Below are 25086 nucleotides of genomic sequence, written 5' to 3' on the forward strand. Positions count from 1 at the left end.
TGGTGGCGGTCGATGGGGGCGGAGTCTATTTGCTCCCGATGGCGCGCGCCAGCCCGCGTGCGGTGGCGAACAGCTTGTGATGCGTGCCGAGCACCACCCGCTTCTTCAGCGGGTCGCGGCTGCGCAGCCGCTGCGCCAGCGATTCGGCGAGGCTGAGGATCACCGACGCCTCCATCCGAAGGCCGCGGTGCTGGATCAGGCCGGGCAGGGGGGCGGCGCGCTCCAGCAGCCGGTCGGTGTGTTCCAGCGTGCGGTCGAAGATGGCGCGCAGCTTGGCGTCGCTCTCCGTCTCGACCAGCCGCTCGACGCTGATCGCCGAATCGTCGAACCAGACCAGCGGGATGTAGCAGCGCCCGAGCTGGCTCCAATCCTCCCGGCAGTCCTGAAGGTGGTTCAGCACCTGCAGGGCGGTGCACAGCGCGTCCGACGCCGGTCCGGCGGCCACGCCCTCGCCATGCAGGTCCAGCAGGTAGCGCCCGACCGGGTTGGCGGAGAAGCGGCAGTAGAGCAGCAGGTCGCTCCAGCTGTGGCAGCGCGCGCCGACCGCGTCGCGCCGGAAGGCGCGCAGCACCTGCCGGGGGTGGCGGTCGCTGACCCCGGTCGCCTGCAGGCTGGCGCGCAGGTCCAGCGCCGGCTTCAGATAGGCGTGCTTGGCCTGTCCGGTGGTCAGTGAGCGTTCCAGCGCCTCCAAATAGGCGAGCTTGGTCTCCGGCTCGAGATCGGGATCGTCGGCGATGTCGTCGCCCAGCCGGACGAACCGGTAGAAGGCCATGACATGCGGCCGGAGATGCTTCGGGAGCAGGCGCGAGGCGACCGGAAAATTCTCCGAGTCCGCGTCCTTGCGGGCGACCGGGCTGGGTTTGCGGGGCTTGGTGGGGGCGACGTTGAAATCGGCCATTGTTCCGCCTGCTGCGCGTCGGGGCTGGTGTGGAGAGCCTGTCTGCCTAATATAAGGCGCTTGCGGGTTTTGCCCCGCTTCCAAACTGTGCCACCCCCATTTTTCCAGAACAGGCATCACATGGCGAAGGCGACCCCCGACCTGTCCTATTGCGGACGGGAGGTGAGGAAATATGACAACGACCGTTTCCTGACGTGCCTTTTCGCCCCGGCGGAGCGCCGCGAATCGCTGTTCGCCCTCTACGCCTTCAATCTGGAGATCGCCAAGACCCGCGAGGTGGTGACCGAGCCGGTGCTGGGCCAGATGCGGCTGCAATTCTGGCGCGATGGGCTGGACAAGATCTACGAGGGCGGCGCGGTGCCCAAGCACGCGGTGATGGAACCGCTGGCCGCCGCCGTGCGGGAGGGCGGGTTGAGCCGCCCCCTTTTCGACCGGCTGATCGACGCGCGGGAGGCCGATCTGGACGACACCCCGCCGGCCAACCTGTCCTGCCTCGTCAACTACGCGGAGGTCACCGGCGCGCCGCTCGTCCAGCTCGCGCTGGAAATCCTCGGCGCGAAGGGGGCCGAGGCGATGGAGGCCGGGCGCCAGGCCGGGATCGGCTACGCTCTGGCCGGCATCGCCCGGGCCGTGCCCTTCCACGCCCGTCAGCACCGCCAGCTTCTCCCCAGCGACCGCATGGCGGCTCATGGTGCCAAGCAAGGGGACCTGTTCGAGCTGCGCTCCACACCCGAACTGCGCCCCGTGGTGCGCGAGGTGGCGCAGGCCGCCCGCGACCATCTGGCGAAGGCCCGCGCGATGCGCCGCTCCGTGCCGCGCGCCGCCCTGGCGGCGCTGCTGCCGGCGGTGCTGGCCGGGCTGCATCTGGACGCGCTGGCGCGGGAGGACAATGACCCCTTCGCCGCGCGCGTGCTGATGTCCCACCCGCTGCGCCACGCCAAGCTGGCCTGGGCGGCGCTGCGCGGCAGGTTCTGACCCCTGTCGCTCAGGCGGCGCGGATCATCGCCACGAACCGCTCCACCTCCTGGCGGAGCTGGTCGGCCTCACGGGACAGATCGCCGGCGGCGTTGAGTGCCTGATCGGCCATCGAGCCTGTGGAGCCCGCCGCCTGGGTCACGCCGCCGATGTTCACCGACACGGCGGCGGTGCCCATCGACGCCTGCTGGACGTTTCGGCTGATCTCCTGGGTGGCGGCGCCCTGCTGTTCCGCCGCGGCGGCGATGGCGGTGATCGTCTCGTTGATGGCGATGATGCTCCGCCCCACCGTCCCAATGACGCTGACCACCGTGCCGCTGACCGTCTGCATGTCGGCGATCTGCCGCGAGATGTCTTCGGTCGCCTTGGCCGTCTGGTTGGCGAGATTCTTCACCTCGCTGGCGACCACGGCGAAGCCCTTGCCGGCCTCCCCGGCGCGGGCGGCCTCGATCGTGGCGTTGAGCGCCAGCAGGTTGGTCTGCCCGGCGATGCCTTGGATCAGGTTCACCACGTCGCCGATCTTCTGCGCGGCGGCGGACAGCCCTTCCAGCGTGGTGTTGGTGCGCTCCACCTCGGCCACCGCCTCCGCGGCCATCTGCGAGGAATGGCCGATCCGCTCGTTGATCTCGCGGATGGAGCAGCTCAGCTCCTCCGCGGCGGCGGCCACCGTCTGGACGTTCTGGCTGGCCTCCTCGGCGGCGGTGGACACGGCGGCGGCCTGACGGTCGGTCTGGGCGGCGATGGCCGACAGGCTCTGCGCGGTGCTGCGCATCTCCCCCGCCTGTTCCGATACGTTGCGCACGACACCGCCCACCGACGCCTCGAAGCGGCTGGCGACGTCGGCGAGGTCGCGTTTGCGGCGTTCGGCGGCGCGCTGCTCCTCGCGGTGGCGTTCTTCCTCCAGCTCCGCCATGCGGGTGTTGTTGTCCTGGAAGAGCTTCAGGGCCTTGTTGATGGCGCCGATTTCGTCGGCGCGGCCGGTGTCGGCGATGACCACGCCGCGCTCCCCGGCGACCACGGCGTCCAGCGTTGCGATGGTCCGACGCAACGGCAGGCCGACGATGCTGCGGCTGGCGAACAGAAGTGCTGACACCAGGGCGGCCAGCAGGACCAGCCCGCCGATGATGGTGGCGTTGCGCAGCTCCCGGACGGGGGCGTTGATCTTGTCGAGCGGCAGATTGACCAGCAGGGACCAGGGCGTGTCCGTTCCCGCGACCTTCACCGGTAGGAACAGCTGCTTCACGGGCTGTCCATCGGCAACCGCCATCTGCTCGAAGCTCCGGCCCGCGCGGATGGCCGGTTTGGCGGCGTCAAGCGCCGGGTCCGATGCGCCGATCGATTGCCCCATCCGCTCGGCATCCGGATGGCCGGCCCAGACGCCGTCGTTGGAAACCAGGTGGATGGACCCGCTGTCGAAGGGCTTCACCGTCTTCAGCATGGACCAGATGCCGTCGGTGGACAGATCGATGCCGGCCACGCCGATGACCCGGCCGTTTTCGACGATCGGGACGGACATGGACACCATCAGAACCTTCCGGCCGGCGACCGTGTAGTTGTAGGGCTCCACCACCATGGCGTGCCCGGTGCGCTTCGGGATCTGATAATAGGCGCCGTCGGAACCTGGATCGTCATAGCCGACGAGGGACTCCAGCGCGACCGTCCCCGACCCGCGGTTCCAATAAGGGAGGAACCGGCCGGAGGCGTCGGAACCCAGCTTGTTGGCGAACTCCGCGTCGCGGCCGTCCAGGGCGTTCGGCTCCATCCCCACCCACACGCCGAGGAAATCCGGGTTGGCCTCGGCGATGCTCTTGAGCCAAGTGGAGAGCTGCTCCCGGTCGGCGCGGCCCGCGGCCTTCAGGCCGACCAGGGAGGTCGCGATGAAGCGGCCGGCCTCCATCGCGGTGCCGAGCCGGGCGTGGACCATTTCGCCGTAGCGGTGGCCAAGCTGCTCCCCGCTCTGGAAGGCCAGGGTTTCGATGTCCGACCCGCTCTTGGTCGTCAGGGCCGCAATTCCCACCGCCAGGGAAAAGATCGTCACCGTCACGATGACGATCACCTGTTTGGCAACCAATGATTTTGTTTTAATCATAACCATCCCGCCGGAAGACTTTCTCGCTCATTCGAAAGAAAGTGTCCCATGGGATTGGTTAAGCGTCACTTATGACCTTTATTATAGTTCCGTGATAATTTTCCCGGAATTGCCGGGCCTCAGACCGCGACAGCGGGTGCGGCCTTTAGCCACCCCTCCAGATCCTCCAGCGCGCGGCGGGTGTAGGCGAGCTTGCGGTCGCGCCCGCGGATGCGCTCGTCCACCGGCGGGAACAGGCCGAAATTGACGTTCATCGGCTGGTAGGTGTCTGCGTTGGCGCCGCCGGTGATGTGGCCGAGGATCGCCCCCAGCGCGGTGGTGACCGGCGGGGCGGACGGTTCGCCGCCCAGACGCTCGGCGGCGGCGAAGCGCCCGGCGAGCAGGCCGACGGCGGCGCTTTCCACATAGCCCTCGCAGCCCGTCACCTGCCCGGCGAAGCGGATGCGCGGCTGCGCCTTCAGCCGCAGCGCACCGTCCAGCAGGCGCGGGCTGTTCAGGAAGGTGTTGCGGTGCAGGCCGCCCAGCCGCGCGAACTCCGCCTTCTCCAGGCCGGGGATCATGCGGAAGATCCGCGCCTGCTCGGCGTGGCGCAGCTTGGTCTGGAAGCCGACGAGGTTGTAGAGCGTGCCGAGCGCGTTGTCCTGACGAAGCTGGACCACCGCGTAGGGGCGGCGTTCCGGCTTGTGCGGGTTGGTCAGGCCGACCGGCTTCATCGGGCCGTAGCGCAGCGTGTCCACCCCGCGCTCCGCCATCACCTCGATGGGCAGGCAGCCTTCGAAGTAGGGCGTGCTCTTCTCCCACTCCTTGAAGTCCACCTTTTCGGCGGTCAGCAGCGCGTCGATGAAGGCACGGTACTCGTCCTTTTCAAAGGCGCAGTTGATGTAGTCCTTGCCGGTGCCGCCGGGGCCGGGCTTGTCGTAGCGCGACTGGAACCACGCCTTGGACAGGTCCACGCTCTCCAGATAGACGATGGGAGCGATGGCGTCGAAGAAGGCCAGCGATTCCTCGCCGGTAAAGCTACGGATTGCCTCGGCCAGTGGCGGAGAAGTGAGGGGGCCGGTGGCGATGACAACGCTGTCCCACGCCTCCGGGGGCAGGCCGGCGACCTCGCCGCGTTCCACGGTGATGAGCGGGTGTCCGGTGATCGCCTCGGTCACCGCGCCAGCGAAGCCGTCGCGGTCCATCGCCAGCGCGCCGCCCGCCGGCACCTTGTGCGCGTCGGCGCAACGCAGGATCAGCGAACCGCAGCGCCGCATCTCCTCGTGCAGCAGCCCGACGGCGTTGTACTCCGCGTCGTCGGACCGGAAGGAGTTGGAGCAGACCAGTTCGGCGAGCTGGTCGGTGCTGTGCGCCTCGGTCGGGCGGACGGGCCGCATCTCGTGCAGCACGACGGGAACGCCGCGCTGGGCGAGCTGCCAAGCGGCTTCGGACCCGGCGAGACCGCCGCCGATGACGTGAACGGGGGAAAGGGACGTATCGACCATATCAGCAACTTTCACAAAGTTGCCGAACAAGTAGACCGTCATTGTCGCCACGGCAAGACCAACCGGACCACGGTGCGGAATCGCGGCCAGGATCGTCCGCCGGTTCCGGCGATCCTGGTCGCTCGTCCGACGTGCGGTGACTTACTGGGCGGCGAGCTTCTGCTTCAGCCCGTCGAAGCCCGCGGTGAAGATGCCGGAGATCACCTTGCGCGATTCCTCGTCGCTGGCGCCGTTGGAGGTGTAGCGCGCCTTCCACACGACGCGCGTGCCCTTGCCCGCCGGTTCGGCCGACAGGGAGGCCGCGTAGTCCTTGACCGGCAGAGGGCTGGTCAGGATCGAATAGCGGATGCGGTGGCTGCTGGCGGAGGAGGAGAGCAGCCGCTCCTCGATCGCGCCGCCACCCTTGAGGGCCAGCACGCGCTCCTGCGCGCCGTCCTTGCGGCGCAGGGTGCAGCTTTCCACGGCGGGATGCCATGTGCCGAGGTTGCAGAAGGGGCCGATCTGCTGCCAGACCTTCTCGACCGGGTAGGGCAAGGTGGTCGATTCCGTGACCTCCACGGCCAGGGCCGGGCTTGCCAGCGTTATCAGGGTGGCCGCGACCGCGAACAGGGTGCGCATGGGGTTCCCTCCGTTGTTCGGCTGTTCCGGCGCGCATCGTTGGGCGCGCATTGAAATCCTAGCCGAGTAGGGAGGGATTGAAACTTGTACGTTGGTAGGACGAACAGTAGAGGGGCCGGCAAGACAACGGCCGGTCCCGCCTGTGCGGAGCCGGCCGTTTCATTTGAGAGCGAAACGAAAAGTCCTTATTCGCTCTTGGTCGTCGTCGTGCGCTCGGTGGTGGTTGAACCGCCGGTCGGCGGGGTGGTCAGGCTGGAGTTGCCGTAGTTGGGCGAGGTGGTCGTGGTGGTGGTCGTGGTGCTGGTGGACTCGTCGGTCCCGCAGGCGCTGACCAGCAAGGCCGCGCCGAAGGCCAGCGCCACACCGGACATCATGGTCCTGGACATGCTCCGTCTCCATCCTGTTTGGCGAATGATGAAGAGGAAACGCCCCCGCCGCAGCTTTGTTTCCGGGGCAAAAATCGGCCTTAAGAAAAAGGCCGGGGATGACCCCGGCCCGTCTTCATGCCCTTTTCCGGCTTTTCGGCTTCGCCTTCAGGTAGGGAGCCAGATACTGGCCGGTGTAACTCCGTTTGACCTTCACCACGTCTTCCGGGGTGCCCTCCGCGACGATCTCGCCGCCGCCGGTGCCGCCTTCGGGGCCGAGGTCGATGATCCAGTCGGCGGTCTTGATGACCTCCAGATTGTGCTCGATCACCAGCACCGTGTTGCCCTGGTCGACCAGAGCGTGCAGCACCTCCATCAGCTTTTCCACGTCGGCAAAATGCAGGCCGGTGGTCGGCTCGTCGAGGATGTAGAGGGTGCGGCCGGTGGCGCGGCGGCTCAGTTCCTTGGACAGCTTCACCCGCTGCGCCTCGCCGCCGGACAGGGTGGTGGCGGGCTGGCCGATGTGGATGTAGCCGAGACCCACCCGCTCCAGCGTCTCCATCTTGTCGCGGATGCCGGGCACGGCCTTGAAGAACTCCTTGCCCTCCTCGACCGTCATGTCGAGCACGTCGGCGATGGTCTTGTCGCGGTAGGTGACCTCCAGCGTCTCGCGGTTGTAGCGCTTGCCGTGGCAGACGTCGCAGGTGACGTAGACGTCGGGCAGGAAGTGCATCTCGATCTTGATGACGCCGTCGCCCTGGCACGCCTCGCAGCGCCCGCCCTTCACGTTGAAGGAGAAGCGGCCGGGGCCGTAGCCGCGGGCCTTGGCCTCGGGCAGGCCGGCGAACCAGTCGCGGATCGGGGTGAAGGCGCCGGTGTAGGTGGCCGGGTTGGAGCGCGGGGTGCGGCCGATCGGCGACTGGTCGATGTCGATGACCTTGTCGAGATGCTCCAGCCCCAGCAGCTCGTCATGCTCCGCCGGATGCTCGCGCGCCCCCATCAGCTTGCGCGCCACCGCCTTGTAGAGCGTCTCGATGATCAGGGTGGACTTGCCGCCGCCCGACACGCCGGTCACGCAGGTGAAGGTGCCCATCGGGATGCGCGCCGAGACGTTCTGGAGATTGTTGGCGCGCGCGCCCTTCACCTCCAGGAACTGGCCCTTGTGGCCGGGGCGGCGCTGGTCCGGCACCGGCACGAAGCGGGCGCCGGTGAGGAACTGGGCGGTAACGCTATCCGGATTGGCCTGGACTTCCGCCGGGGTGCCCTGGGCGATCACGGTGCCGCCGTGCTGGCCGGCGCCGGGGCCCATGTCCACCAGATAGTCGGCGGTGCGGATGGCGTCCTCGTCATGCTCGACCACGATCACGGTGTTGCCGAGATCGCGCAGCCGCTTCAGAGTCGCAAGCAGCCGGTCGTTGTCGCGCTGGTGCAGGCCGATCGACGGCTCGTCCAGCACGTAGAGAACGCCGGTCAGGCCGGACCCGATCTGCGAGGCGAGGCGGATGCGCTGGCTCTCGCCGCCGGACAGCGACCCGGAGCCGCGGCTGAGCGTCAGGTATTCCAGCCCCACCGCGTTGAGGAAACCCAGCCGCTCGTTGATCTCCTTGAGGATTCGGTAGGCGATCTCCTTGTCCTTCGGGCGCAGATGGTCGTTCAGCGTGCTGAACCATGTCGCCGCGTCGGCGATGGACATTTCCGCCGCCTGGGAGATGTGCTGGCCGTGCACCTTGACGGCCAGCGCCTCCGGCTTCAGGCGGGCGCCCTTGCAGGTCTCGCAGGGCTGGGAGGACTGGTACTTGGACAGCTCCTCCCGCATGTAGGCGCTTTCCGTCTCGCGGTAGCGGCGCTCCAGGTTGTTGACGATGCCCTCGAAGGCCTTGTTCGTCTGGTAGCTGCGCAGCCCGTCGTCGTAGGTCATCGTGATCGGCGCGCTGTCGGAGCCGTAGAGGATGGTCTGGCGGACCTTCTCCGGCAGCTTTTCCCACGGCGTGTCCATGGCGACGCCGAAATGCTGGGCGATGCTCTCCAGCGTCTGCACGTAATATTGGGAGGAGGAGCCGGCCCAGGGAGCGATGGCGCCCTTCTTCAGCGACAGCCGCTCGTCCGGAACGACCAGCATGGGGTCGAAGTAGATCTTGCTGCCCAGCCCGTCGCAGGCCGGGCAGGCGCCGAACGGGTTGTTGAAGGAGAACAGCCGCGGCTCGATCTCCGGAATCGTGAACCCGGACACCGGGCAGGCGAATTTCTGCGAGAAGACGGTCTGCTCGTGCGACTCGGCGTTCTCGACGAAGATGATGCCGTCGGCAAGGCCGAGCGCCGTCTCCAGCGAATCGGCGAGCCGGTTGCCCAGCCCTTCGCGGACGACGATGCGGTCCACCACCACGTCGATGTCGTGCTTCAGCTTCTTGTTGAGCGCCGGCACCTCGTCGATCTCGTGCATCGTGCCGTCGACGCGCACGCGCTGGAAGCCGCGCTTGCGAAGGTCCTGGATCTCCTTCTTGTACTCGCCCTTGCGGCCGCGGATGATCGGGGCCAGCAGCAGCAGGCGCGTGCCCTCCGGCATCGCCAGGATGCGGTCGACCATCTGGCTGACCGTCTGGCTCTCGATGGGCAGGCCGGTGGCCGGGGAGTAGGGGATGCCGACCCGCGCCCACAGCAGGCGCATATAGTCGTAGATCTCCGTCACCGTGCCGACGGTGGAGCGCGGATTCTTCGAGGTCGTCTTCTGCTCGATGGAGATGGCCGGCGACAGCCCCTCGATCGAATCGACGTCCGGCTTCTGCATCAGTTGCAGGAACTGGCGCGCGTAGGCCGACAGGCTCTCGACGTAGCGCCGCTGGCCTTCCGCGTAGATCGTGTCGAACGCCAGCGATGACTTGCCCGATCCCGACAAGCCGGTGATGACGATCAGCTCGTCCCGAGGCAGATCGACATCGACGTTCTTGAGGTTGTGCTCCCGCGCGCCGCGGACACTGATGTGCTTGTTCATGGAGTGTTCTTAGCCGAAACCGGAGGGGAAGGGAAGGCGCCAAAAAAGCTCCGAAAGCCCGGACAGATATGTGCCACGCGCAGGCGACTTGCCACCGGTACGCGTCCCTTTCCGGCCTTGCGGGACCCAGGGTCGCGGTGCGGGAATGCCAGGGGGCCGACGATGGGGAACCACCAAGGAATATGTTGGCGCCACGGACTCTGTCTGCTATGTTTGTTCATGGAGTGTTCTCTTCCATGCGGGCTGGGCGGGTTGATCCGGATGGAAGGGGCGAAGCGCTCCGGCGGCGGCGGTTGACCCGTGCCTGTCCCCCGTGCTTTGTGAAGCGCAAGGCGGGGCGGGCATGGACCGGACCACGGATCAAACCGGCCCTGCGAACAGACACCCCCGGTATCCGGACGCCCTTCCGCCGGGCGCCCGAACGGGTCGGATGGGATACCGGGAACCCGCGCTAGGAGACACGTGCGATGAATGTATGGACGTTTACGGGGCGCCTCGGCGCGGATGGCGAGCTTCGCTCCACGCAGAGCGGCGAAAAGGTTCTGGGCTTCCGCGTCGCCAACGACGTCGGGTTCGGCGACCGCAAGACCACCCAATGGGTGGACTGCTCCATCTGGGGCCGCCGCGCGGAGGCTCTGGCGCCGCACCTGACCAAGGGCAAGGCCGTGGTGATCTCCGGCGAGGTGACGATCCGCGAGTTCGAGAAGCGCGACGGCACCCGCGGCGCTGGCCTGTCGGTGCGTGTTGCCGAGATCGATTTCACCGGCGGTCGTGAGGGCGAAGGCGGCGGTGGTGGCGGTTACGGCGGGGGCGGTGGCGGCGGCTACGAGTCGCGTGGCGGTGGCGGTGGCGGTGGCTACGGCGGTGGCAGCAGCGGCGGTGGCGGCTACGGTGGTGGCGGTGGCGGCCGCAGCGGCGGTGGTGCTCCGCCCAAGCACGACGACCTGGACGACGAAATCCCGTTCTGACCACCCGGATGATCGTGAGGGAGGGGGCTTTCCCCTCCCGTCCGCCATCGGGCGAAGGCTTGTCTTCGCGGAACCTGCGCAGGCCGGGCTTGACGGGGGATGCCTGCCAACCCAGATTCCACGGCGAGCGTCCGTCGTGATCCAGGAGCAGCCATGGCACCCCAGCGCCGTCACTTCCTGCGTGCCCTTGCCGCCGTCGCGGTCGGTGGTGGCGCTGCGACCCTGTCGGGTCCCGCCGCGGCGTTCCGCGTGATTCCGAACGACGATCTGAAGGGCGTGCTGGACGAGGGCTGCGGCGCCACCGCCTATCATCGCCGGATGATCAACGAGGCGGTTCACGCCGCCGGCGTGTCATTGACGGAGGAGCAGCGCAACACGCTGCTTTCCCAGATGTCGTGCCCAACCTGCCGCTGCCCGCTCAACCAGATCGACAATCCCGCGGCTGGCTTGCGCTTTTAATGGGCCTTCGGGGGGGGGCACGACGCCGGGCGCGCCTGGCAACCAGTTCCTTCAGTCCGCGTGGGATGCGCTTGCGGTCGCCCCAGCGCACGATGATCCCGGCGGCGCGGCATTCGGCCGCCAGTTCGCGGCCATTCTCGTAGCGGTGCTGGTCGAGCAGCGGCCAGCCGTCCAACCCGCGGTAATCGAACGGGCGCCCGTCGAGGAAGTCCCGGAACCCGTCGAAGAATCGTGGATGCAGGACCACCGGCTTCGCCTCCCGCCAGGAGCGCGCGCCGTAGAAGCGGTTGTTGGTCACCCCGCTCATTGAAGCGATCCCGGAACGGCGCCCGGAGGAGTGTCCAGAACGGCCCGGCCCAACCGGTCGAGCAGACCGGCCGTCGCGCTTGGGCCATGCAGGGCGGCGAGCCGGTCCACCGATTCGACCATCATCGCCCAGGCGACCAACCGATCCGGCACGCCCTCGTGCCGCCCTTCGGCCCACAGCGAGCGCACCAGGTCCAGCGCCGCCTCGAAGCCCACCGGAACGTCCGGCGCATCCGCATCTTCGATCATCATCCCCCCGTTGCCGCGTGTCGCCAAACAGCGCCAGGGTATGTAACGTTATATCATAACATTTAAAAGGCTAAAGGATGCACTCCGGCCAGACCTTGCGGTCCCATCATGGGGGCTCCTCGCATGGTCTGGCCGAAGGTGGAATCAGCGCGGGGCAGTGGCGCGGTTCCAGTTGGTGGCGTCCGCCGGGTTGCCGGGCATTGGGGCTAAAGCCGGAGCCATCGCGGCGGGCGTGGCGAACAGGGCGTCGAACTGGTCCGCCGTCATGCCGGTCAGGACGAGCGCCTGCCGCTCCTCCGAATAGCGCAGCTGCCCGGAGTCCAGCGTCGCGTGGCGCTTCACCGGATGGACCGGCGCGCCGCTGGCCACCACGAGCTGGACCGGCTCGCGGGCCGGGGTGAGGACGACATCTTCCACCGAACCCAGGATGCGGTTCTCGGGAATGGACTGCACCGTCAGCCCAACCAGTTCCAGGGGAGACATCTGTGCCATGGGCCGTTGCGCAGCGCCGGTTTCCGCGCAGGCGCCGAGCGCCACCAGGGCGCAGACGGCGAGCAGCCGGGTGGCGGGGCGGGGGGTGAGGCGTCGATGGTTCATGCGTGGCTCCTCCGTCGCGTGGGCAAGGCTATAACGCGGCAGCGGAGCAGAGGGGCAGCGGACAACAGCGGAAAAGGGCGCGGCCAGCCGTGGCCACGCCCCTTGCGCCATCATGCCCCCATACCCGCGGTACTTCCTTCAGGTGAGAGGGCCGGTTAGGTGGGCACCCGGTCAGGTGAAGACATAGTCGCGGCCGGACACGAGCCCCACCGCATCCACAGTCAGCGACGATCCGTCCCGGAAACCGAAGGCCGTGCTGGTGGCTGTGGTGGACACGGTGAGGTCGGCGGCAGAGAAGCCGCGGAACTCGAGGCGGTCGATCCCGGCTTCGAAATAGCTGATGTCGTCGGTGCCGAAGCCGCCCGGTGCCACATCGAAGCGGAAGATGTCCGTGGCGTCGTCGCGGTAGCTGACCATGTGGTCGTTGCCGGCTCCGGGCAGAAAGATGTCGGACCCGTCATCGCGCAGCGTGTCGATCAGCCAATCGTCGCCGGTTCCGCCGACCAAAGTGTCGTCGCCGCGCCCGCCCTTCACCGTGTCGTTGCCCGAACCGCCGTCCAGCCAGTCATTGCCGGCCCCGCCGAACAGCTGGTCGTCGCCCTGGCGCCCGTACATGCGGTCGTTGCCCGGATCGCCGGCGTAGGGATCGCCCAGCCAGTCGTTCCCAAGCCCACCATCCAGAAAATCATTGCCGAGCCCCCCGGAGAGCGAGTCATTCCCTCCATTGCCATAAACCGTGTCGGCGGAGTCGGTGCCGAGGTAGCGTTCGGCGGCGTTGGTTCCCGAAAACCTGGCCATGCTTGCCCCTCCTTAATGATTAACAAATCGTTAACATCAAGTTGGAGGGAGAGAAAGGTAAAAAAACACTTAACGCATCGGCGCCAATTTTTGCCACGGTCCCTTGGGTCTTGTTGCTCTTGTGTTTCGGTGTTGTTTTCAGATTCGAATCTTCGACTTCTGGCGGCTGGAGTCCGGACAAGGAAAAAGGCCGACGCTTCGCAGCATCGGCCTTTCTAGAAACGACGTTCGCGCGGATTGCGGCGTGTCCGGCGCCTTACGCCTGGGTTGGCGTCGGCATGCCGGGAACCGGCTGATCCGCCGGGGGCGGCATCTCTGGAGGGGTGTCGGGATTCTCAGGCACCGGGTAGGGGTCCGGCGTGGTCGGACGATCCGGCTGCGGGGTGTTCGGATTGCTCGGCGGCGGCACCTCTGTGGGGCGCTCCGGCGTCATGGGATCGCTCATGCGGGCGTCTCTCTTGTGGTTGAAAAGCGTGGTGGGGCGCGTCACTCGGCGGCGCGTTCGACAGCCCGGCCGCCGGCCTGGACATCCTGACCGGCCCCTTCGATCGTGTTGCAGCCGACAAGCAGCGCGGCGAAGGTCAGGACGAAGCTGGCGAGGGCAATCTGGCGGACGGGGAACGGCATGGAGCGGCTCATGATCCCGAACTCCTCAGTGGATGCTGTTGCCTCGTCAACGCGCCGCCGCGGGCGTTGGTTCCGACCCATTCGGCGGATTTGCAACAGGGCGGAAGGACAATAAACCGCCACTTGACGTGGTACGCCGCACGGTCAAGATGGCCGGTTCCGCCACCGGCGGTGACAACCGTACACAAGCGACCGCCCCCCCGATCATGCCTGACCACGCGATTCCCGCCCCTCTCCTGGCCGACCGTCTGCGCACCCACGCCGGCGAATTGTTGCGGCTGGCCGCCCCGGTCATCGTCTCGCGCGCCGGGCTGGTCGTCATGATGGCGGTGGACACGGCCATCGTCGGCCGCTACAGCGCGCAGGAACTGGCCTATTACGGCTTGGCCCACCTGCCGGCCAACCTTCTCGTCACCACCGGCGTAGGGCTGATGATGGGCGTGGTTGCGGTGACCGCCCATGCCCTTGGCGCCGGTCAGGACGCCGAGTGCGGGCGCATCTGGCGCCGGGCGATTCCCTACGCGCTGCTGCTCGGCATCCTCTTCGCCCTGGCCTCGCTGGCCGGCGAGCCCTTCTTCCGTCTGACCGGCCAGTCCGCGGATCTTGCGGCGGGCGGCGGGCAGGTGATGGCGGTGCTCGGCTACGGCATGCCGGGCATGATGCTGTACGTCGCCACCGGCTTCTTCCTGGAGGGGTTGAAGAGGCCCGTGCCGGGCATGGTGGCGATGATCCTCGGCAACCTCCTGAACGCGCTGCTCGCCTGGATGCTGGTCTGGGGGCATGGTGGATTCCCGGCCCTGGGAGCGGTCGGCTCGGCCTGGGCGACCACGGCGGTGCGTTGGGGGATGGGGCTCGGCCTCGTCGTCTACGCCTGGCATATGAGCGACCACGCCCGCTGGGCGGTGCGCGACCCGGTCCGCGACTGGTGGAGCGGCAGCCGCAAGCAGCGCCATCTCGGCTACGCCGCCGGGGTCAGCCTGGGCGTGGAAAGCGGCGCCTTCGCCACGCTGGGCCTCTTCGCCGGGATGATTTCGCCGCTCGCGCTCGGCGCCTACACGGTTGGTCTGAACCTGACGGCGCTGCCCTTCATGGCGGCGGTCGGGCTGGCCTCGGCCACGGCGGTGCGGGTGGGGGTGGCCTACGGCCGGCGCGACCCGCTGGACATGGCGTTGGCCGGCTGGACGGGGCTGGCGGTGACCAGCCTGATCCTGGCCGGAGTCGGGGTGCTCTACCGCTGGATGCCGGAGCCGCTGGCGGCGATCTACAGCGCCGACCCCCAGCTGATCGCCGCGGTGGCGCCGCTGATCGCCTTCACCGCCTGGGTCCTGGTGGCGGACGGCGGGCAGGTGGTCATGGCGAACGCCCTGCGCGGGCGCGGCGACGCCTGGGTTCCCACCGCGCTGCACTTCATCTCCTACGCGGTGGTGATGATTCCGGTGTCGGCCCTGCTCGCCTTCGGGTTGGACCGCGGCGCGCGTGGTCTTTTTGAGGGAATTTTGATCGCCAGTGTGGTATCCGTGACCATCCTTTCGCTGCGCTTCGCGCTGTTGAGCCGCCCTCGTCCTGCAAAGGCCGGAGGCCATTGACCGGCAAAGGCCAGAAATCGTGGGACTGCCGGAGCGTTGTGTGCACATGCGAAAGCTGATAGGAATTCTTATATTACATGCAGCGGCCCGAAGGGCCGTGCGGACGTGCCCCGTTGAACCTTAAGTGTTGACCTTGAGCGTTGAACAGCAAGCGTTGAACACCGAGCATCGCCGCAGCCCGTAGAATGAGTTTGTCTCCTTGAGCACGACGCCCCTTCCTCCCGCCTCCGACATCGCGCCGGTCACCATCGAAGACGAGATGCGCCGGTCCTATCTCGATTACGCGATGAGCGTGATCGTGAGCCGCGCTCTGCCCGACGTCCGCGACGGTCTGAAGCCGGTGCACCGCCGCATCCTCTACGCGATGAAGGAGGGCGGGTACGACTCGACCAAGCCCTACAAGAAGTCGGCGCGCATCGTCGGCGACGTGATGGGTAAGTACCACCCGCACGGCGACAGCGCGATCTACGACGCCATGGTCCGCATGGCGCAGGGCTTCTCCATGCGCCTGCCGCTGATCGACGGGCAGGGCAACTTCGGTTCGATGGACGGCGACCCGGCGGCGGCCATGCGCTACACCGAGGCGCGGCTGGCCAAGGCGGCGGAGGCGCTGCTCGACGACATCGACAAGGACACCGTCGATTTCCAGGCCAATTACGACGATTCGGGCAAGGAGCCCTCGGTCGTCCCGGCGCGTTTCCCGAACCTTCTGGTCAACGGCGCCGGCGGCATCGCCGTCGGCATGGCGACCAACATCCCCACCCACAATCTGAGTGAGGTGGTGGACGCCTGCTGCGCCTACATCGACAACAACGACGTCACCGACGAAGAGCTGATGGAGTTCGTGCCGGGCCCGGACTTCCCGACGGGCGGCATGATCCTGGGCCGGTCGGGCGTCCGCTCGGCCCTGATGACCGGGCGCGGCTCCGTGATCATCCGCGCCAAGACCGAGATCGAGGAGATCCGCAAGGACCGCTTCGCCATCGTGGCGACGGAGATCCCGTACCAGGTCAACAAGTCCAAGCTGATGGAGCGCATCGGCGAGGTCGTCAACGACAAGACGATCGAGGGCATCTCCGACCTGCGCGACGAATCGGACCGCGACGGCGTGCGCGTGGTGATCGAGCTGAAGCGCGACGCCGTGCCCGACGTGGTGCTGGCCCAGCTGTTCCGCCACACCCAGCTGCAGACGTCCTTCGGCGTCAACATGCTGGCGCTGAACGGCGGCCGGCCGGAGTTGATGAACCTGCGGCAGATCATCGTCGCCTTCGTCCGCTTCCGCGAGCAGGTCATCACCCGGCGCACCGAGTTTCTGCTGGGCAAGGCGCGCGAGCGCGCCCACACCTTGGTCGGTCTGGCCGTCGCCGTCGCCAATCTGGACGCCATGATCGCGCTGATCCGCAGTGCCCCGGACCCCGTCTGGGCGCGCGAGCAGATGATGGAGCGCGAGTGGCCGGCGATGGACGTCGCCCCGCTGATCGCGCTCATCGACGAGCCGGGCCGCGGCGTGTCGGAGAACGGCACCTACCGGCTGTCGGAGGAGCAGGCCCGCGCCATCCTCGACCTGCGTCTGCACCGCCTGACCGGGCTGGAGCGCGACCGCATCGGCGCCGAGTTGAAGGACGTGACCGACCAGATCGCCGACTACCTGGAGACTCTGGCCAACCGCACGAAGCTGCTGGGCATCCTTCGCGACGAGCTGGTGGAGATGAAGGAGCGGTTCGGCACCCCGCGCCGCACCGAGATCCAGGAGCTGGAGTTCGAGGCCGACATCGAGGACCTGATCCAGCGCGAGGACATGGTCGTCACGGTCAGCCAGTCCGGCTACGTGAAGCGCGTTCCGCTGTCCACCTACCGCGCGCAGAAGCGTGGCGGCAAGGGGCGGTCGGGCATGTCGATGAAGGCGGAGGACGCGGTCAGCGACCTGTTCGTCGCCAACACCCACACGCCGCTGCTGCTCTTCTCGTCGCGCGGCATGGTCTACAAGCTGAAGGTCTACCGCCTGCCGCTGGGCAATCCGCAGGCACGCGGCAAGGCCTTCGTCAACCTGCTGCCGCTGATCGACGGCGAGACCATCACCACGGTCCTGCCGCTGCCCGAGGACGAGGCCGTTTGGGCGGATCTGCACGTCGTCTTCGCCACCTCGAAGGGCAACGTGCGGCGCAACCGCCTGTCGGATTTCGCCAACATCCGCTCCAACGGCCTGATCGCCATGAAGCTGGAAGAGGAGGGCGAGCGCCTGATCGCCGTCCGCACCTGCTCCGAGGCGGACGACGTCCTGCTGGCCACCGGTGGCGGCAAGTGCATCCGCTTCGAGGTCGCCGACGTGCGCGTCTTCGCGGGCCGCACCTCGACCGGCGTGCGCGGCATCCGTCTTGCCGACGGCGACGAGGTCATCTCAATGACCACGCTCCATCACGTCGACTCCTCGCCCGAGGAGCGCGCCGCCTTCCTGAAGATGAAGCGCGAGGAAGGCGTCGATATGGAAGGCGAGGCGGCACCGGAGGCCGACGAGGTGCCGACTGAGGCCGTGACGATCAGCCCGGAGCGCTACGAGGAGTTGAAGGGCCTGGAGCAGTATGTGCTGACCGTGACCGAGCGCGGCTACGGCAAGCGGACCTCCTCCTACGAGTACCGGGTGACCGGCCGCGGCGGTCAGGGCATCTGGAACATGGAGATGGGCGAGCGCAACGGCTCCATCGTCGCGGCCTTCCCGGTGGAGGACTCGCATCAGGTGATGATGGTGACCAACGGCGGTCAGGTCATCCGCATGCCCATCCACGACGTGCGCATCGCGGGCCGCAAGACGCTGGGCGTCACGCTGTTCCGTGTCGGTGCGGACGAGCGTGTGGTGTCCGTCGCCTCCATCGCGGAGGACGAGGACACCAACGGGAACGGGACCAACGGCAACGGCGGCGATCCAAACGGCGGCGAAACGGCCTCCGTGGACGACACGGCTGGGAACGAGGCTGCTCCTGGCAATACGCCCGGTGACACCATCGAATAAGAAGAGGCGGAAGGTACTCCCATGGCCAAGCGCCGCATCGGTGTCTATCCCGGCACCTTCGACCCGATCACCAACGGGCACATGGACATCATCCAGCGGGCGTCGCGCCTCGTCGATCACCTGATCGTCGGCGTCGCCCGCAACGCCGGAAAAGGTCCGCTTTTCTCGACGGACGAGCGGGTGGCGATGGTCCGGGAGGACGTGACCGCCCTGAACAACGCCGGGGCCAGCATCGAAGTGCGGGCCTTCGACACGCTGCTGATGCATTTCGCGGTGGAGGTGAACGCCACCGTGATCATCCGCGGCCTGCGGGCGGTTTCAGACTTCGAGTACGAGTTCCAGATGGCGGGGATGAACGCCCGCCTGAACCCGAAGATCGAGACCATGTTCCTGATGGCCTCGGAGAAGAGCCAGTTCATTTCCTCCCGCTTCGTCAAGGAGATCGGGCGGCTGGGCGGCGACATCCGCGGCTTCGTCAGCGGCCGGGTGGCCGAGCATCTGGCCGAGCGCTTCGCCCTGGAGGCCGGCAACGGCGACGCCAGCAAGCAGGTGCAGACGCTCAAGCAGTAACGGCACCGGGGGCGCTGCGGAGAGCGAAATTTTTGTGCGCTTCGCCCAACCCCGCTGTTGACCGGGGCGTCACCGCCCCCTATGTTGCGCCCCGCATCGGCAACAGGCCGCATGCTTCTGTGATCCGGTAGCTCAGTCGGTAGAGCACGTGACTTTTAATCATGTGGCCGTGGGTTCGAATCCCACCCGGATCACCATTCTCCTTAATGACTTAGCGGTATAACGGGGCATCCGTTCAGACTCCCCTGGCAAGCCCGCCCTTGGAGGTTTGCAAAGGACGGGTTACTGCTCCTGGTCGCGGCCTGTTTAAATAGCCGAACCTTCGTGTCACCCCGGCAGCAAGCCGGAACCTTCGGCCAATGTGCGGTGTTGCTTGGCGGCAGCGTCAAGAGGGGGAGTCGCCGGCATGAACCGAGCCACCGATCCGTATGCCGACACCATGGGCGGCGTCGCGGCGGGCAACACAGCAAACACAACACCCACATCCGACGCCCCGGTATCGCCGCAGGGCCGGCGCGGGACGGATGAGATCGAGCAGGACATCCACGCCATCCGTGGTCGCATGGACGCGGTTCTCGACGAGATCGAGTTCCGCCTGTCGCCCGGCCAGATGTCGGGAGGGGTCATCGAGGTCGTGCGGGACGTGGTGGAGGGCAACCCGTCGCGCATGGCCCGCGCCATTCGCTCCAACCCTTGGCCTCTGGCCGTGATGGCGGCGGGCGCCCTGTGGTTCGCCTGGACCGTTTCGCGCACGCCTGAGGTCGAGCCGACCGTTTCGGGGCACGCTTCGGGACGGGTCGCCGATGGAACGACCCAGGATGTGCTGAGCGTTCTGGTCGCCGCGTGCCGCCAGGGGGCCACAGGGTTCCGCCAAGCCGATATGGTGCTGGACGATCCCGGTTTGAGGGCGCGGCTGACCCAGGTTGCCAACCAGTTCGATCGCAGCGCCGCCGCCCTGGAAGCGGAATTGGTGCGCCGCGGCGGTGGGCAGGATCTGCGGATTCCCGTCCACGCGGTCTGGCGTGACCTGGATACGGAACTGGGTGGTGCGCGGACGCGCGGCGGACTGCTCCGTGGGTTGGAAAGCGGTGTGGAGGGCACGCTCGGGCTGTTCCGCAACAGCTTGCACGATGACCTCCCAGAAGACCTGACGGTGATCGTTGGCGCCCATTTCCACGAGATTGAGACGGTGCGCCACCGTGTCGGCGCGTTGCGCGAAGCGGTCGCGTGAGGGAGGAGGCATGCTGGGATTGAGCCGTCGCCACCGCAATCAATATCCACGTGTCGAGATGGGGGGGCGGGGCCGATCAGCGGTTCAGCCTTCCGACATCCCAAAGGCTGGCTGGAAGGACATCCTCTGGCGCACCTGGGAGGAGCAGGGGAAGGACAACATCTCCATCGTGGCGGCGGGGGTGGCCTACTACGCCTTGTTCGCCATCTTCCCGGCAATCGCGGCGTTGGTATCGCTGTACGGACTTGTCTTCGACCCGGCGGGGGTGGAGCAACAGGTCAGCCAACTGGCCGGGCTGCTGCCGCCGGAGGCCCTGGACGTGCTGCGCGATCAGGCGCGCAATGTGGCATCGGCACCACGCGAAGGTCTGGGCTTCGGCGTTCTGCTCGGCCTTGCCCTGACGTTGTGGAGTGCGTCGCGCGGCACCAACTCGCTGATCACCGCCCTGAACATCGCCTACGGGGAGGAGGAGCGGCGCGGCTTCTTCTGGCTCGCCTTCCTATCGCTGGTGCTGACGCTGGCCGGGCTGGTGTTCGTAATCATGACTCTGGCGTTGATCGTGGCGGTTCCAGCGGCCATCAATTTTCTTGGCCTGCGTGACACCCCCATCGGCTGGGCCGCCAGCCTCGCGCGCTGGCCCATCCTCGCGGTGGCGATCGTGCTGGCGCTCGCCGTGCTGTACCGCTACGCCCCGGACCGGCGACAGCCGAAATGGCGCTGGGTGACTTGGGGATCGGCCATCGCCACGGGCCTGTGGATCATCGCCTCTGTGGGTTTTTCCGTCTATGTTTCGAACTTCGGCAGCTACAACCAGACCTACGGGTCGGTCGGGGCGGGCGTGGTGCTTCTGCTGTGGTTCAACCTGACGTCCTACGTGATCCTGATGGGGGCGGAGTTGAACGCGGAGATTGAACACCAGACCGCCCGCGACACCACGGAAGAGGATGGGCGCGGCCCCAAGCCGATGGGCCACCGGGACGCCTATGTCGCCGACACGGTGGGGAAACGGCGGGCGTAGCGCTTTTTCGCTCAGACTTCTCCGTTCAACGGCTGCCGCAGCTCTGAATCACGCCATCGACCTTGCGGGCGCTGTCCGCGGTCAGCCGGTCGTGGACGAAGTCGGACCACAGGCCTGCCCGATTCAGGTCGTCCGACACGCAGCGGCAGGTGGCGGTGCAGTGCGCCGCCTCCCCGCCGCTGGCGGTGCAGGTGGCCACGCAGGAGGTCTGAAAGCTGCGGATATCCGCCGGATCGGCGCCAATTCCCATCGCCAGCAAGGACAGAAGGCCGAACAGCGCGGGCTGGTGCAGCAGATAGACCGCCAAGCTGTGTCGTCCGGCCCAGGCGAACCCGCGTCCGACCGCTCCGCCCGGAGTCCTCGCCGGCCCTGGATGCCACAGGCGCCCCAGCGCCATACCGAACAGGAAGCCGCCGAACCACGGAATGAGCGGCACGTAATCGTTCGATTCCGGCGCGAAAGTCATCAGCCCGATCCAGCGCAGCCAGGGCTCATCGAACAGCGGCAGGGCGACCGTTTCGCCCAGCGCAATCACCACCACGCCGAGCAACAGAAGCGCCGGCCAGGGAAGGCGCAGCAGAGCGAGGCCGATCAGGCTCGCCACCGCCATATGGTGCAGCACGCCGAAAAAGATCGGGCTGTCCGGAAACATGACCATCGATATCGCCGACACACCGCCCGCGGCCAGGACGAGCAGGGCGAAGCGCCGCAGGAAGCGGCGCCGGTCGATGCCGTCCCCCGCCGCCAGGGTGAGGCTGAGGCCCGACAGGATCAGGAAACTGCCGAGGATGACGGTGCGCGCGGCCAGCCAGAGCGGGTCGCCGAACAGGTCGAAATCCGCCAGTCCCAGATACGTCAGGTCCCAGGAACCGTGATAGACGGCCATGGCCAGCAGAGCCACGCCGCGCGCCACGTCGATGACGCCGACGCGCCGCGTCGTCATGTTTGGCGAGATCGCCGATGCGGATGAGGCAGGGAGGATAGGCATGGGCGCGACTTTTGCCGGAATGGCACGACGCTGTCCACCGGTGGCCGTCAGGAAACCTCGGTCTGGGAAAGGGCCAACCGGGCGGTGGTGCCCTGTCCGCGCGATCCGGTCATGCTGAAGCTTCCGCCGATCTGAGCGGCCAGCGAGCTGACGATCTTCAGGCCGAGACTGGAGGGGCGCGTCAGCGTGAATCCATCGGGAAGTCCCGCCCCGTCGTCGCGCACCGTCAGCACGAGTTCTCCGTCATCGGCGCGCAAATCGACGGCGATCCGTCCAGCTTCGCCGTCGGGGAATCCGTGCTCCAGGGCGTTGCTGACCAGTTCGGCGAGAATCAGGGCCAGCGGAATCAAGGTGTCCGGCGGCAGGTCGGCCTCGGCGGCATTGACCGTGCAGTCGACGCGCTCCGCACCGGAGGTCTTCAGGATATCCTGGCACAATTCGCGCAGGAACGGCTCCATGTCCATCGGCCCGTCATGGGGCGCGTGGAGCCGGCGGTGCAGGCGGCCCAGAGTGGACAGCCGCCCGGCGGCCTCGTCCAACGCGCGGCGGGCTTCCGGGTCCTTGACCTTGGACTTCTGGATCGCGACCAGCGAAGAGGCAAGCTGAAGGTTGTTGGAGACGCGATGCTGAAGTTCGCTGAACATCACCTGGGTCTGCTGGGTCAGGCGTGCGCTGCGGTTGCGCTCCTCCGCCAACCGTTCCAGCGCCACGTTCATGATGTGGATCACGGCGATATCCACCGCCACGACCAGCCCAAAGAAACCCAGAGCCAGCGCGCTGCCGGGCGTCAGCTCGAGCGATTGGTTGGTGCCGAGGAAGAAGTACCACGAGGCCAGCCCGCTCAGCAGCGCCGTCAGGATGCCCGGCCACAGCCCGGCCAGAAACGTGGTGACGATGACCGCTGGAAAGAAGGTCAGGAAGGGGAAACCTGCCGGCAGCCGGTCGTCCAGGGCGAGTCGTGCCACCAGGGCGATGGCGAAGGTCGCCAGCGCGAACATGAACCCTAAACCCTTATGCCCGCGCAATCGGGAAAGCTGGGCAAGAGTCATATGCGGCGGTCGTCCGTTTCGGAAGTGGGGAACGGACGATGCCGTCCGTGGCAGAGAGCGTCTACGATATGGAGATTCGTATGCGAACGCACCGCCTTTTATGCGGGTGCTTGGCAAATTAAGTTTGATCTTCGTGGAATTTGCTCAGCGCTTGGCCTTGGGTCTTTATGCCGATATCACTGTTCTGCGGAAATCAGTGCATTGGGTCAGCAAAGGCGCCATCGAGCGTTGTGCGGCGATGCGGGCGGCGGCCTCCAAGGATTGCCGGGCCAATGCGGAGTCCCCTTTTGCGGCCAGCCCACGGGCCAGCGCGAGTCGCGCCCAGGCCTCGTCACCTGATCGTCCCGCTGCCGCAGCCTTCTCGGCAGCGTCGCGTGCGTTGCGAACGGCGTCTTCCGGCTGTCCGGAGAGCAGTGCGGCCTCGGCGATCCAGATCAGGATTTGCGGCTCGTGGCGCCGAATGCCGAGCATCCGCGCATGCTCCCGACTGCCCAGCAGCAGGGAGGCCCCATCGTTGAGCGCTCCCGTGCGGACCAGAGCGTAGCCCAGTGCACCAAGAACCAGCGGCTGGCAGGCGTGCAGGCGGATCGTTTCAGTTATCGCGACGGCCTGCTTCAGCGGCTCCACCGCGACGACGTAGCGCTGCCCAGTCAACGCGGCCCAGCCGAGATGCAGACAGGCCAGGGCGCAGGACGCGGCGTGGCCGCTATCCTCCGCCTGAGCGAGCGCCGCACGGGCCAGCCCCAGCGCCTCCTCCGGCTCGCCCAGTTCCGCCCGGCAGCGCGCCCGGTGCGCGGCGATGCACACGGACGCCAACGCGGTCGGACCGTGGAGGCGGCACGTTTCCCCACGTGTTGTCAGCACGGCTGCGGCGCGCAGGACAGTGTCGGCGTGGCGAAAGCGGCCCTCCTCGGTCAAACCGCGCCCCAGCTTGATGAGCGTTTGCACCTGTTGCCCGGAGCTTTGGATTTGCCGCCAGATTCGCAGGGCCTGCATGCCGGTTCGCCGGACCGCCGGCAGATCGGCACCGACCCAGTGCAGAGTGGCCAGAAGCGACAGGGCGCGCGCAACGCGCAGGTGATCGCCGAGGTCTTCGGCGAGCATGCGGGCCGTCTCAGCCGCTCTCATCGCACTGCCGTCCGGCAGAGATTGGGTGCGGGCCAGCGCGGTCCATAAATCGATCCGGCGTTGCGCGTGCCTTCCGGTTTCAGGCAACCGGTTCAGTGCGGCCAGCGAATCCATGTAATGACGGACGGCGTCAGCCGGGCGGCACTCCGCCTCCGCCCGTCGTCCCGCGTGCCGCGCGCAGGCACAGGCCAGCGCCCAGTCGCCGGCCAACGGGGCGTGGTGAGCCATCCACTCGATCCGTTCCGGCCGCCGGTCGTGGCGCAGTGCGTTCAACAGGGCGATGTGTGTCGTCGGATCATTCCGCCCAGCGCCATTGGCCCCGACCGGACCGCCATCCGGCGCCGGCAGGACGATGCATCGTGCCGTGTCGGGTGGCATCCAACCACCGGGCTGCTCGCACGATGCGGGAGAGCGGATGAGCAGCAGGCACAGCCGTGCGTCCTCGACGGTGTTGCCGAGTGCATCGAGCAGCGCCCCGGTCAAGCCCCGCGTCCACTGGGCGTTCTCCACCACGATCAGAACGGGACGTTCATAGCACAGGTCCAGAAGGGCGGCCGCCAACCCCTCCACTTGAAACTCTGCCCTCTGCGCGCCGTCCAGCCCCAGCCAGAGCGGTTGGAGCGACGGAAGGCCCAACAGGCCGCGCACCGCCTCCCCAGCCAATTCGCCGCCGCCCCTCTCGGCGGCCAGGGCAATGCCGCGACGGGCTTCGTCCGAAGGGCCATCGATCAAGGGCAGCATGCCCAACGCCACCGCTTCGAGATCGTCGGGTCCACCCAACGGCGGCAGCAGGGATTGCGGCCAGCGCAGGATGCCGAACCCGGCGGCAACGGGGCTGTGGACAAGCGCGCCGACCATACACCGGGCTTCGCCGTCCGCCGCGGTCAGGGAAAGGATGGAACCGATGCCCTCCTCGGCCCGATGCAGAGCATCCGTGATGTCGGCCAGCGCGCGCCGGAACGCCGCACCATCGGGTGGCGCCCCGGCATCATCCTGAGCGACGGACCGCGGCTGTGCCATCGGTTTCCCCGTGGTGTTGATCTTTCGCACCGTTCGTCCCGTTCCGGCATGGCGGAACATGCGGAAA

23 protein-coding genes and 1 tRNA gene are annotated in these 25086 nt (G+C 67.4%); 9 read left to right on the forward strand and 15 right to left on the reverse strand.

The window, feature by feature from the left end; all coding sequences use genetic code 11:
- Window positions 1-25 precede the first annotated feature (25 nt).
- Complete coding sequence (locus AMK58_RS16930; RefSeq protein ID WP_014197277.1) at window positions 26-898, reverse strand: squalene/phytoene synthase family protein; 873 nt, start codon at window positions 896-898, stop codon at window positions 26-28.
- Between the two features lie 120 nt (window positions 899-1018).
- On the opposite strand from AMK58_RS16930, the gene AMK58_RS16935 reads away from it, so the two are divergent.
- Window positions 1019-1873, forward strand: a complete 855-nt coding sequence (locus AMK58_RS16935) for a phytoene/squalene synthase family protein (RefSeq protein WP_059399214.1) — start codon at window positions 1019-1021, stop codon at window positions 1871-1873.
- Between the two features lie 10 nt (window positions 1874-1883).
- Here AMK58_RS16935 and AMK58_RS16940 read toward each other — a convergent pair whose 3' ends face one another.
- The 5 genes from AMK58_RS16940 to uvrA form a co-directional block, all read right to left on the reverse strand.
- Window positions 1884-3929, reverse strand: a complete 2046-nt coding sequence (locus tag AMK58_RS16940) for a methyl-accepting chemotaxis protein (RefSeq protein ID WP_079285458.1) — start codon at window positions 3927-3929, stop codon at window positions 1884-1886.
- A 152-nt stretch (window positions 3930-4081) separates the two neighbouring features.
- Window positions 4082-5446: a methylenetetrahydrofolate--tRNA-(uracil(54)-C(5))-methyltransferase (FADH(2)-oxidizing) TrmFO gene (gene trmFO, locus AMK58_RS16945; RefSeq protein ID WP_035676000.1), complete on the reverse strand. Its 1365-nt coding sequence runs from the start codon at window positions 5444-5446 to the stop codon at window positions 4082-4084.
- Window positions 5447-5587: 141 nt separating this feature from the next.
- Window positions 5588-6064, reverse strand: a complete 477-nt coding sequence (locus AMK58_RS16950) for an SRPBCC family protein (protein WP_035675997.1) — start codon at window positions 6062-6064, stop codon at window positions 5588-5590.
- A gap of 185 nt (window positions 6065-6249) precedes the next feature.
- Window positions 6250-6450, reverse strand: coding sequence for a hypothetical protein (locus AMK58_RS16955; protein ID WP_014197270.1), 201 nt, complete (start codon window positions 6448-6450; stop codon window positions 6250-6252).
- 115 nt (window positions 6451-6565) lie between these two features.
- On the reverse strand, window positions 6566-9418 hold the full coding sequence (gene uvrA, locus AMK58_RS16960; RefSeq protein ID WP_035675995.1) for an excinuclease ABC subunit UvrA: 2853 nt from the start codon (window positions 9416-9418) through the stop codon (window positions 6566-6568).
- Window positions 9419-9885: 467 nt separating this feature from the next.
- Between uvrA and AMK58_RS16965 the strand changes: the two genes are divergently transcribed.
- Together AMK58_RS16965 and AMK58_RS16970 are read left to right on the forward strand one after the other, a co-directional pair.
- Window positions 9886-10386, forward strand: a complete 501-nt coding sequence (locus tag AMK58_RS16965; RefSeq protein ID WP_059399215.1) for a single-stranded DNA-binding protein — start codon at window positions 9886-9888, stop codon at window positions 10384-10386.
- Window positions 10387-10539: 153 nt separating this feature from the next.
- Window positions 10540-10845 (forward strand): hypothetical protein, encoded by a 306-nt coding sequence (locus tag AMK58_RS16970; RefSeq protein WP_035675993.1) that lies wholly within the window; start codon window positions 10540-10542, stop codon window positions 10843-10845.
- Here AMK58_RS16970 and AMK58_RS29690 read toward each other — a convergent pair.
- The 6 genes from AMK58_RS29690 to AMK58_RS16990 form a co-directional block, all read right to left on the reverse strand.
- A complete protein-coding gene (locus AMK58_RS29690; protein WP_079285443.1) occupies window positions 10805-11152 on the reverse strand; it encodes a hypothetical protein in 348 nt (115 codons plus the stop codon). The genes AMK58_RS16970 and AMK58_RS29690 overlap by 41 nt on opposite strands.
- Window positions 11149-11403, reverse strand: a complete 255-nt coding sequence (locus AMK58_RS16975) for a hypothetical protein (RefSeq protein WP_035675990.1) — start codon at window positions 11401-11403, stop codon at window positions 11149-11151. Before AMK58_RS16975 ends, AMK58_RS29690 begins: the two co-directional genes overlap by 4 nt.
- 141 nt (window positions 11404-11544) lie before the next feature.
- Window positions 11545-11997: a hypothetical protein gene (locus tag AMK58_RS16980; protein WP_051140381.1), complete on the reverse strand. Its 453-nt coding sequence runs from the start codon at window positions 11995-11997 to the stop codon at window positions 11545-11547.
- Between the two features lie 171 nt (window positions 11998-12168).
- A complete protein-coding gene (locus AMK58_RS31845; RefSeq protein WP_035675989.1) occupies window positions 12169-12795 on the reverse strand; it encodes a calcium-binding protein in 627 nt (208 codons plus the stop codon).
- A gap of 256 nt (window positions 12796-13051) precedes the next feature.
- On the reverse strand, window positions 13052-13240 hold the full coding sequence (locus AMK58_RS29695) for a hypothetical protein (protein ID WP_014197260.1): 189 nt from the start codon (window positions 13238-13240) through the stop codon (window positions 13052-13054).
- Between the two features lie 41 nt (window positions 13241-13281).
- Window positions 13282-13434: an entericidin A/B family lipoprotein gene (locus AMK58_RS16990; RefSeq protein WP_014197259.1), complete on the reverse strand. Its 153-nt coding sequence runs from the start codon at window positions 13432-13434 to the stop codon at window positions 13282-13284.
- A 194-nt stretch (window positions 13435-13628) separates the two neighbouring features.
- Here AMK58_RS16990 and AMK58_RS16995 point away from each other — a divergent pair, with 194 nt between their 5' ends.
- The 6 genes from AMK58_RS16995 to AMK58_RS17020 all read left to right on the forward strand — a co-directional run bounded on the left by AMK58_RS16995 (window position 13629) and on the right by AMK58_RS17020 (window position 20834).
- On the forward strand, window positions 13629-15008 hold the full coding sequence (locus AMK58_RS16995; RefSeq protein ID WP_035676014.1) for an MATE family efflux transporter: 1380 nt from the start codon (window positions 13629-13631) through the stop codon (window positions 15006-15008).
- Window positions 15009-15207: 199 nt separating this feature from the next.
- On the forward strand, window positions 15208-18015 hold the full coding sequence (gene gyrA / locus AMK58_RS17000) for a DNA gyrase subunit A (RefSeq protein WP_059399216.1): 2808 nt from the start codon (window positions 15208-15210) through the stop codon (window positions 18013-18015).
- Between the two features lie 21 nt (window positions 18016-18036).
- A complete protein-coding gene (coaD, locus tag AMK58_RS17005; protein WP_035675985.1) occupies window positions 18037-18585 on the forward strand; it encodes a pantetheine-phosphate adenylyltransferase in 549 nt (182 codons plus the stop codon).
- Window positions 18586-18706: 121 nt separating this feature from the next.
- A tRNA-Lys gene (locus tag AMK58_RS17010) sits at window positions 18707-18782 on the forward strand.
- Window positions 18783-18991: 209 nt separating this feature from the next.
- Window positions 18992-19816 carry a DUF3618 domain-containing protein gene (locus AMK58_RS17015; protein ID WP_051140380.1) on the forward strand — a complete coding sequence of 275 codons (825 nt, stop codon included), beginning with the start codon at window positions 18992-18994 and terminating at the stop codon, window positions 19814-19816.
- Window positions 19817-19826: 10 nt separating this feature from the next.
- Entirely contained in the window at window positions 19827-20834 is a 1008-nt protein-coding gene (locus tag AMK58_RS17020) for a YihY/virulence factor BrkB family protein (RefSeq protein WP_079285446.1), read from the forward strand.
- Between the two features lie 25 nt (window positions 20835-20859).
- On the opposite strand, the gene AMK58_RS17025 is transcribed toward AMK58_RS17020, so the two are convergent.
- The 3 genes from AMK58_RS17025 to AMK58_RS17035 form a co-directional block, all read right to left on the reverse strand.
- Entirely contained in the window at window positions 20860-21777 is a 918-nt protein-coding gene (locus tag AMK58_RS17025) for an acetyltransferase domain-containing protein (RefSeq protein WP_236778281.1), read from the reverse strand.
- 92 nt (window positions 21778-21869) lie between these two features.
- On the reverse strand, window positions 21870-22820 hold the full coding sequence (locus AMK58_RS17030) for a sensor histidine kinase (protein ID WP_051140379.1): 951 nt from the start codon (window positions 22818-22820) through the stop codon (window positions 21870-21872).
- A gap of 216 nt (window positions 22821-23036) precedes the next feature.
- Window positions 23037-25019 (reverse strand): hypothetical protein, encoded by a 1983-nt coding sequence (locus AMK58_RS17035; protein WP_035675978.1) that lies wholly within the window; start codon window positions 25017-25019, stop codon window positions 23037-23039.
- Window positions 25020-25086 lie beyond the last annotated feature (67 nt).

The sequence above is a fragment of the Azospirillum brasilense genome (assembly GCF_001315015.1).
In the GTDB taxonomy this organism is placed as follows: Bacteria; Pseudomonadota; Alphaproteobacteria; order Azospirillales; family Azospirillaceae; genus Azospirillum; species Azospirillum brasilense.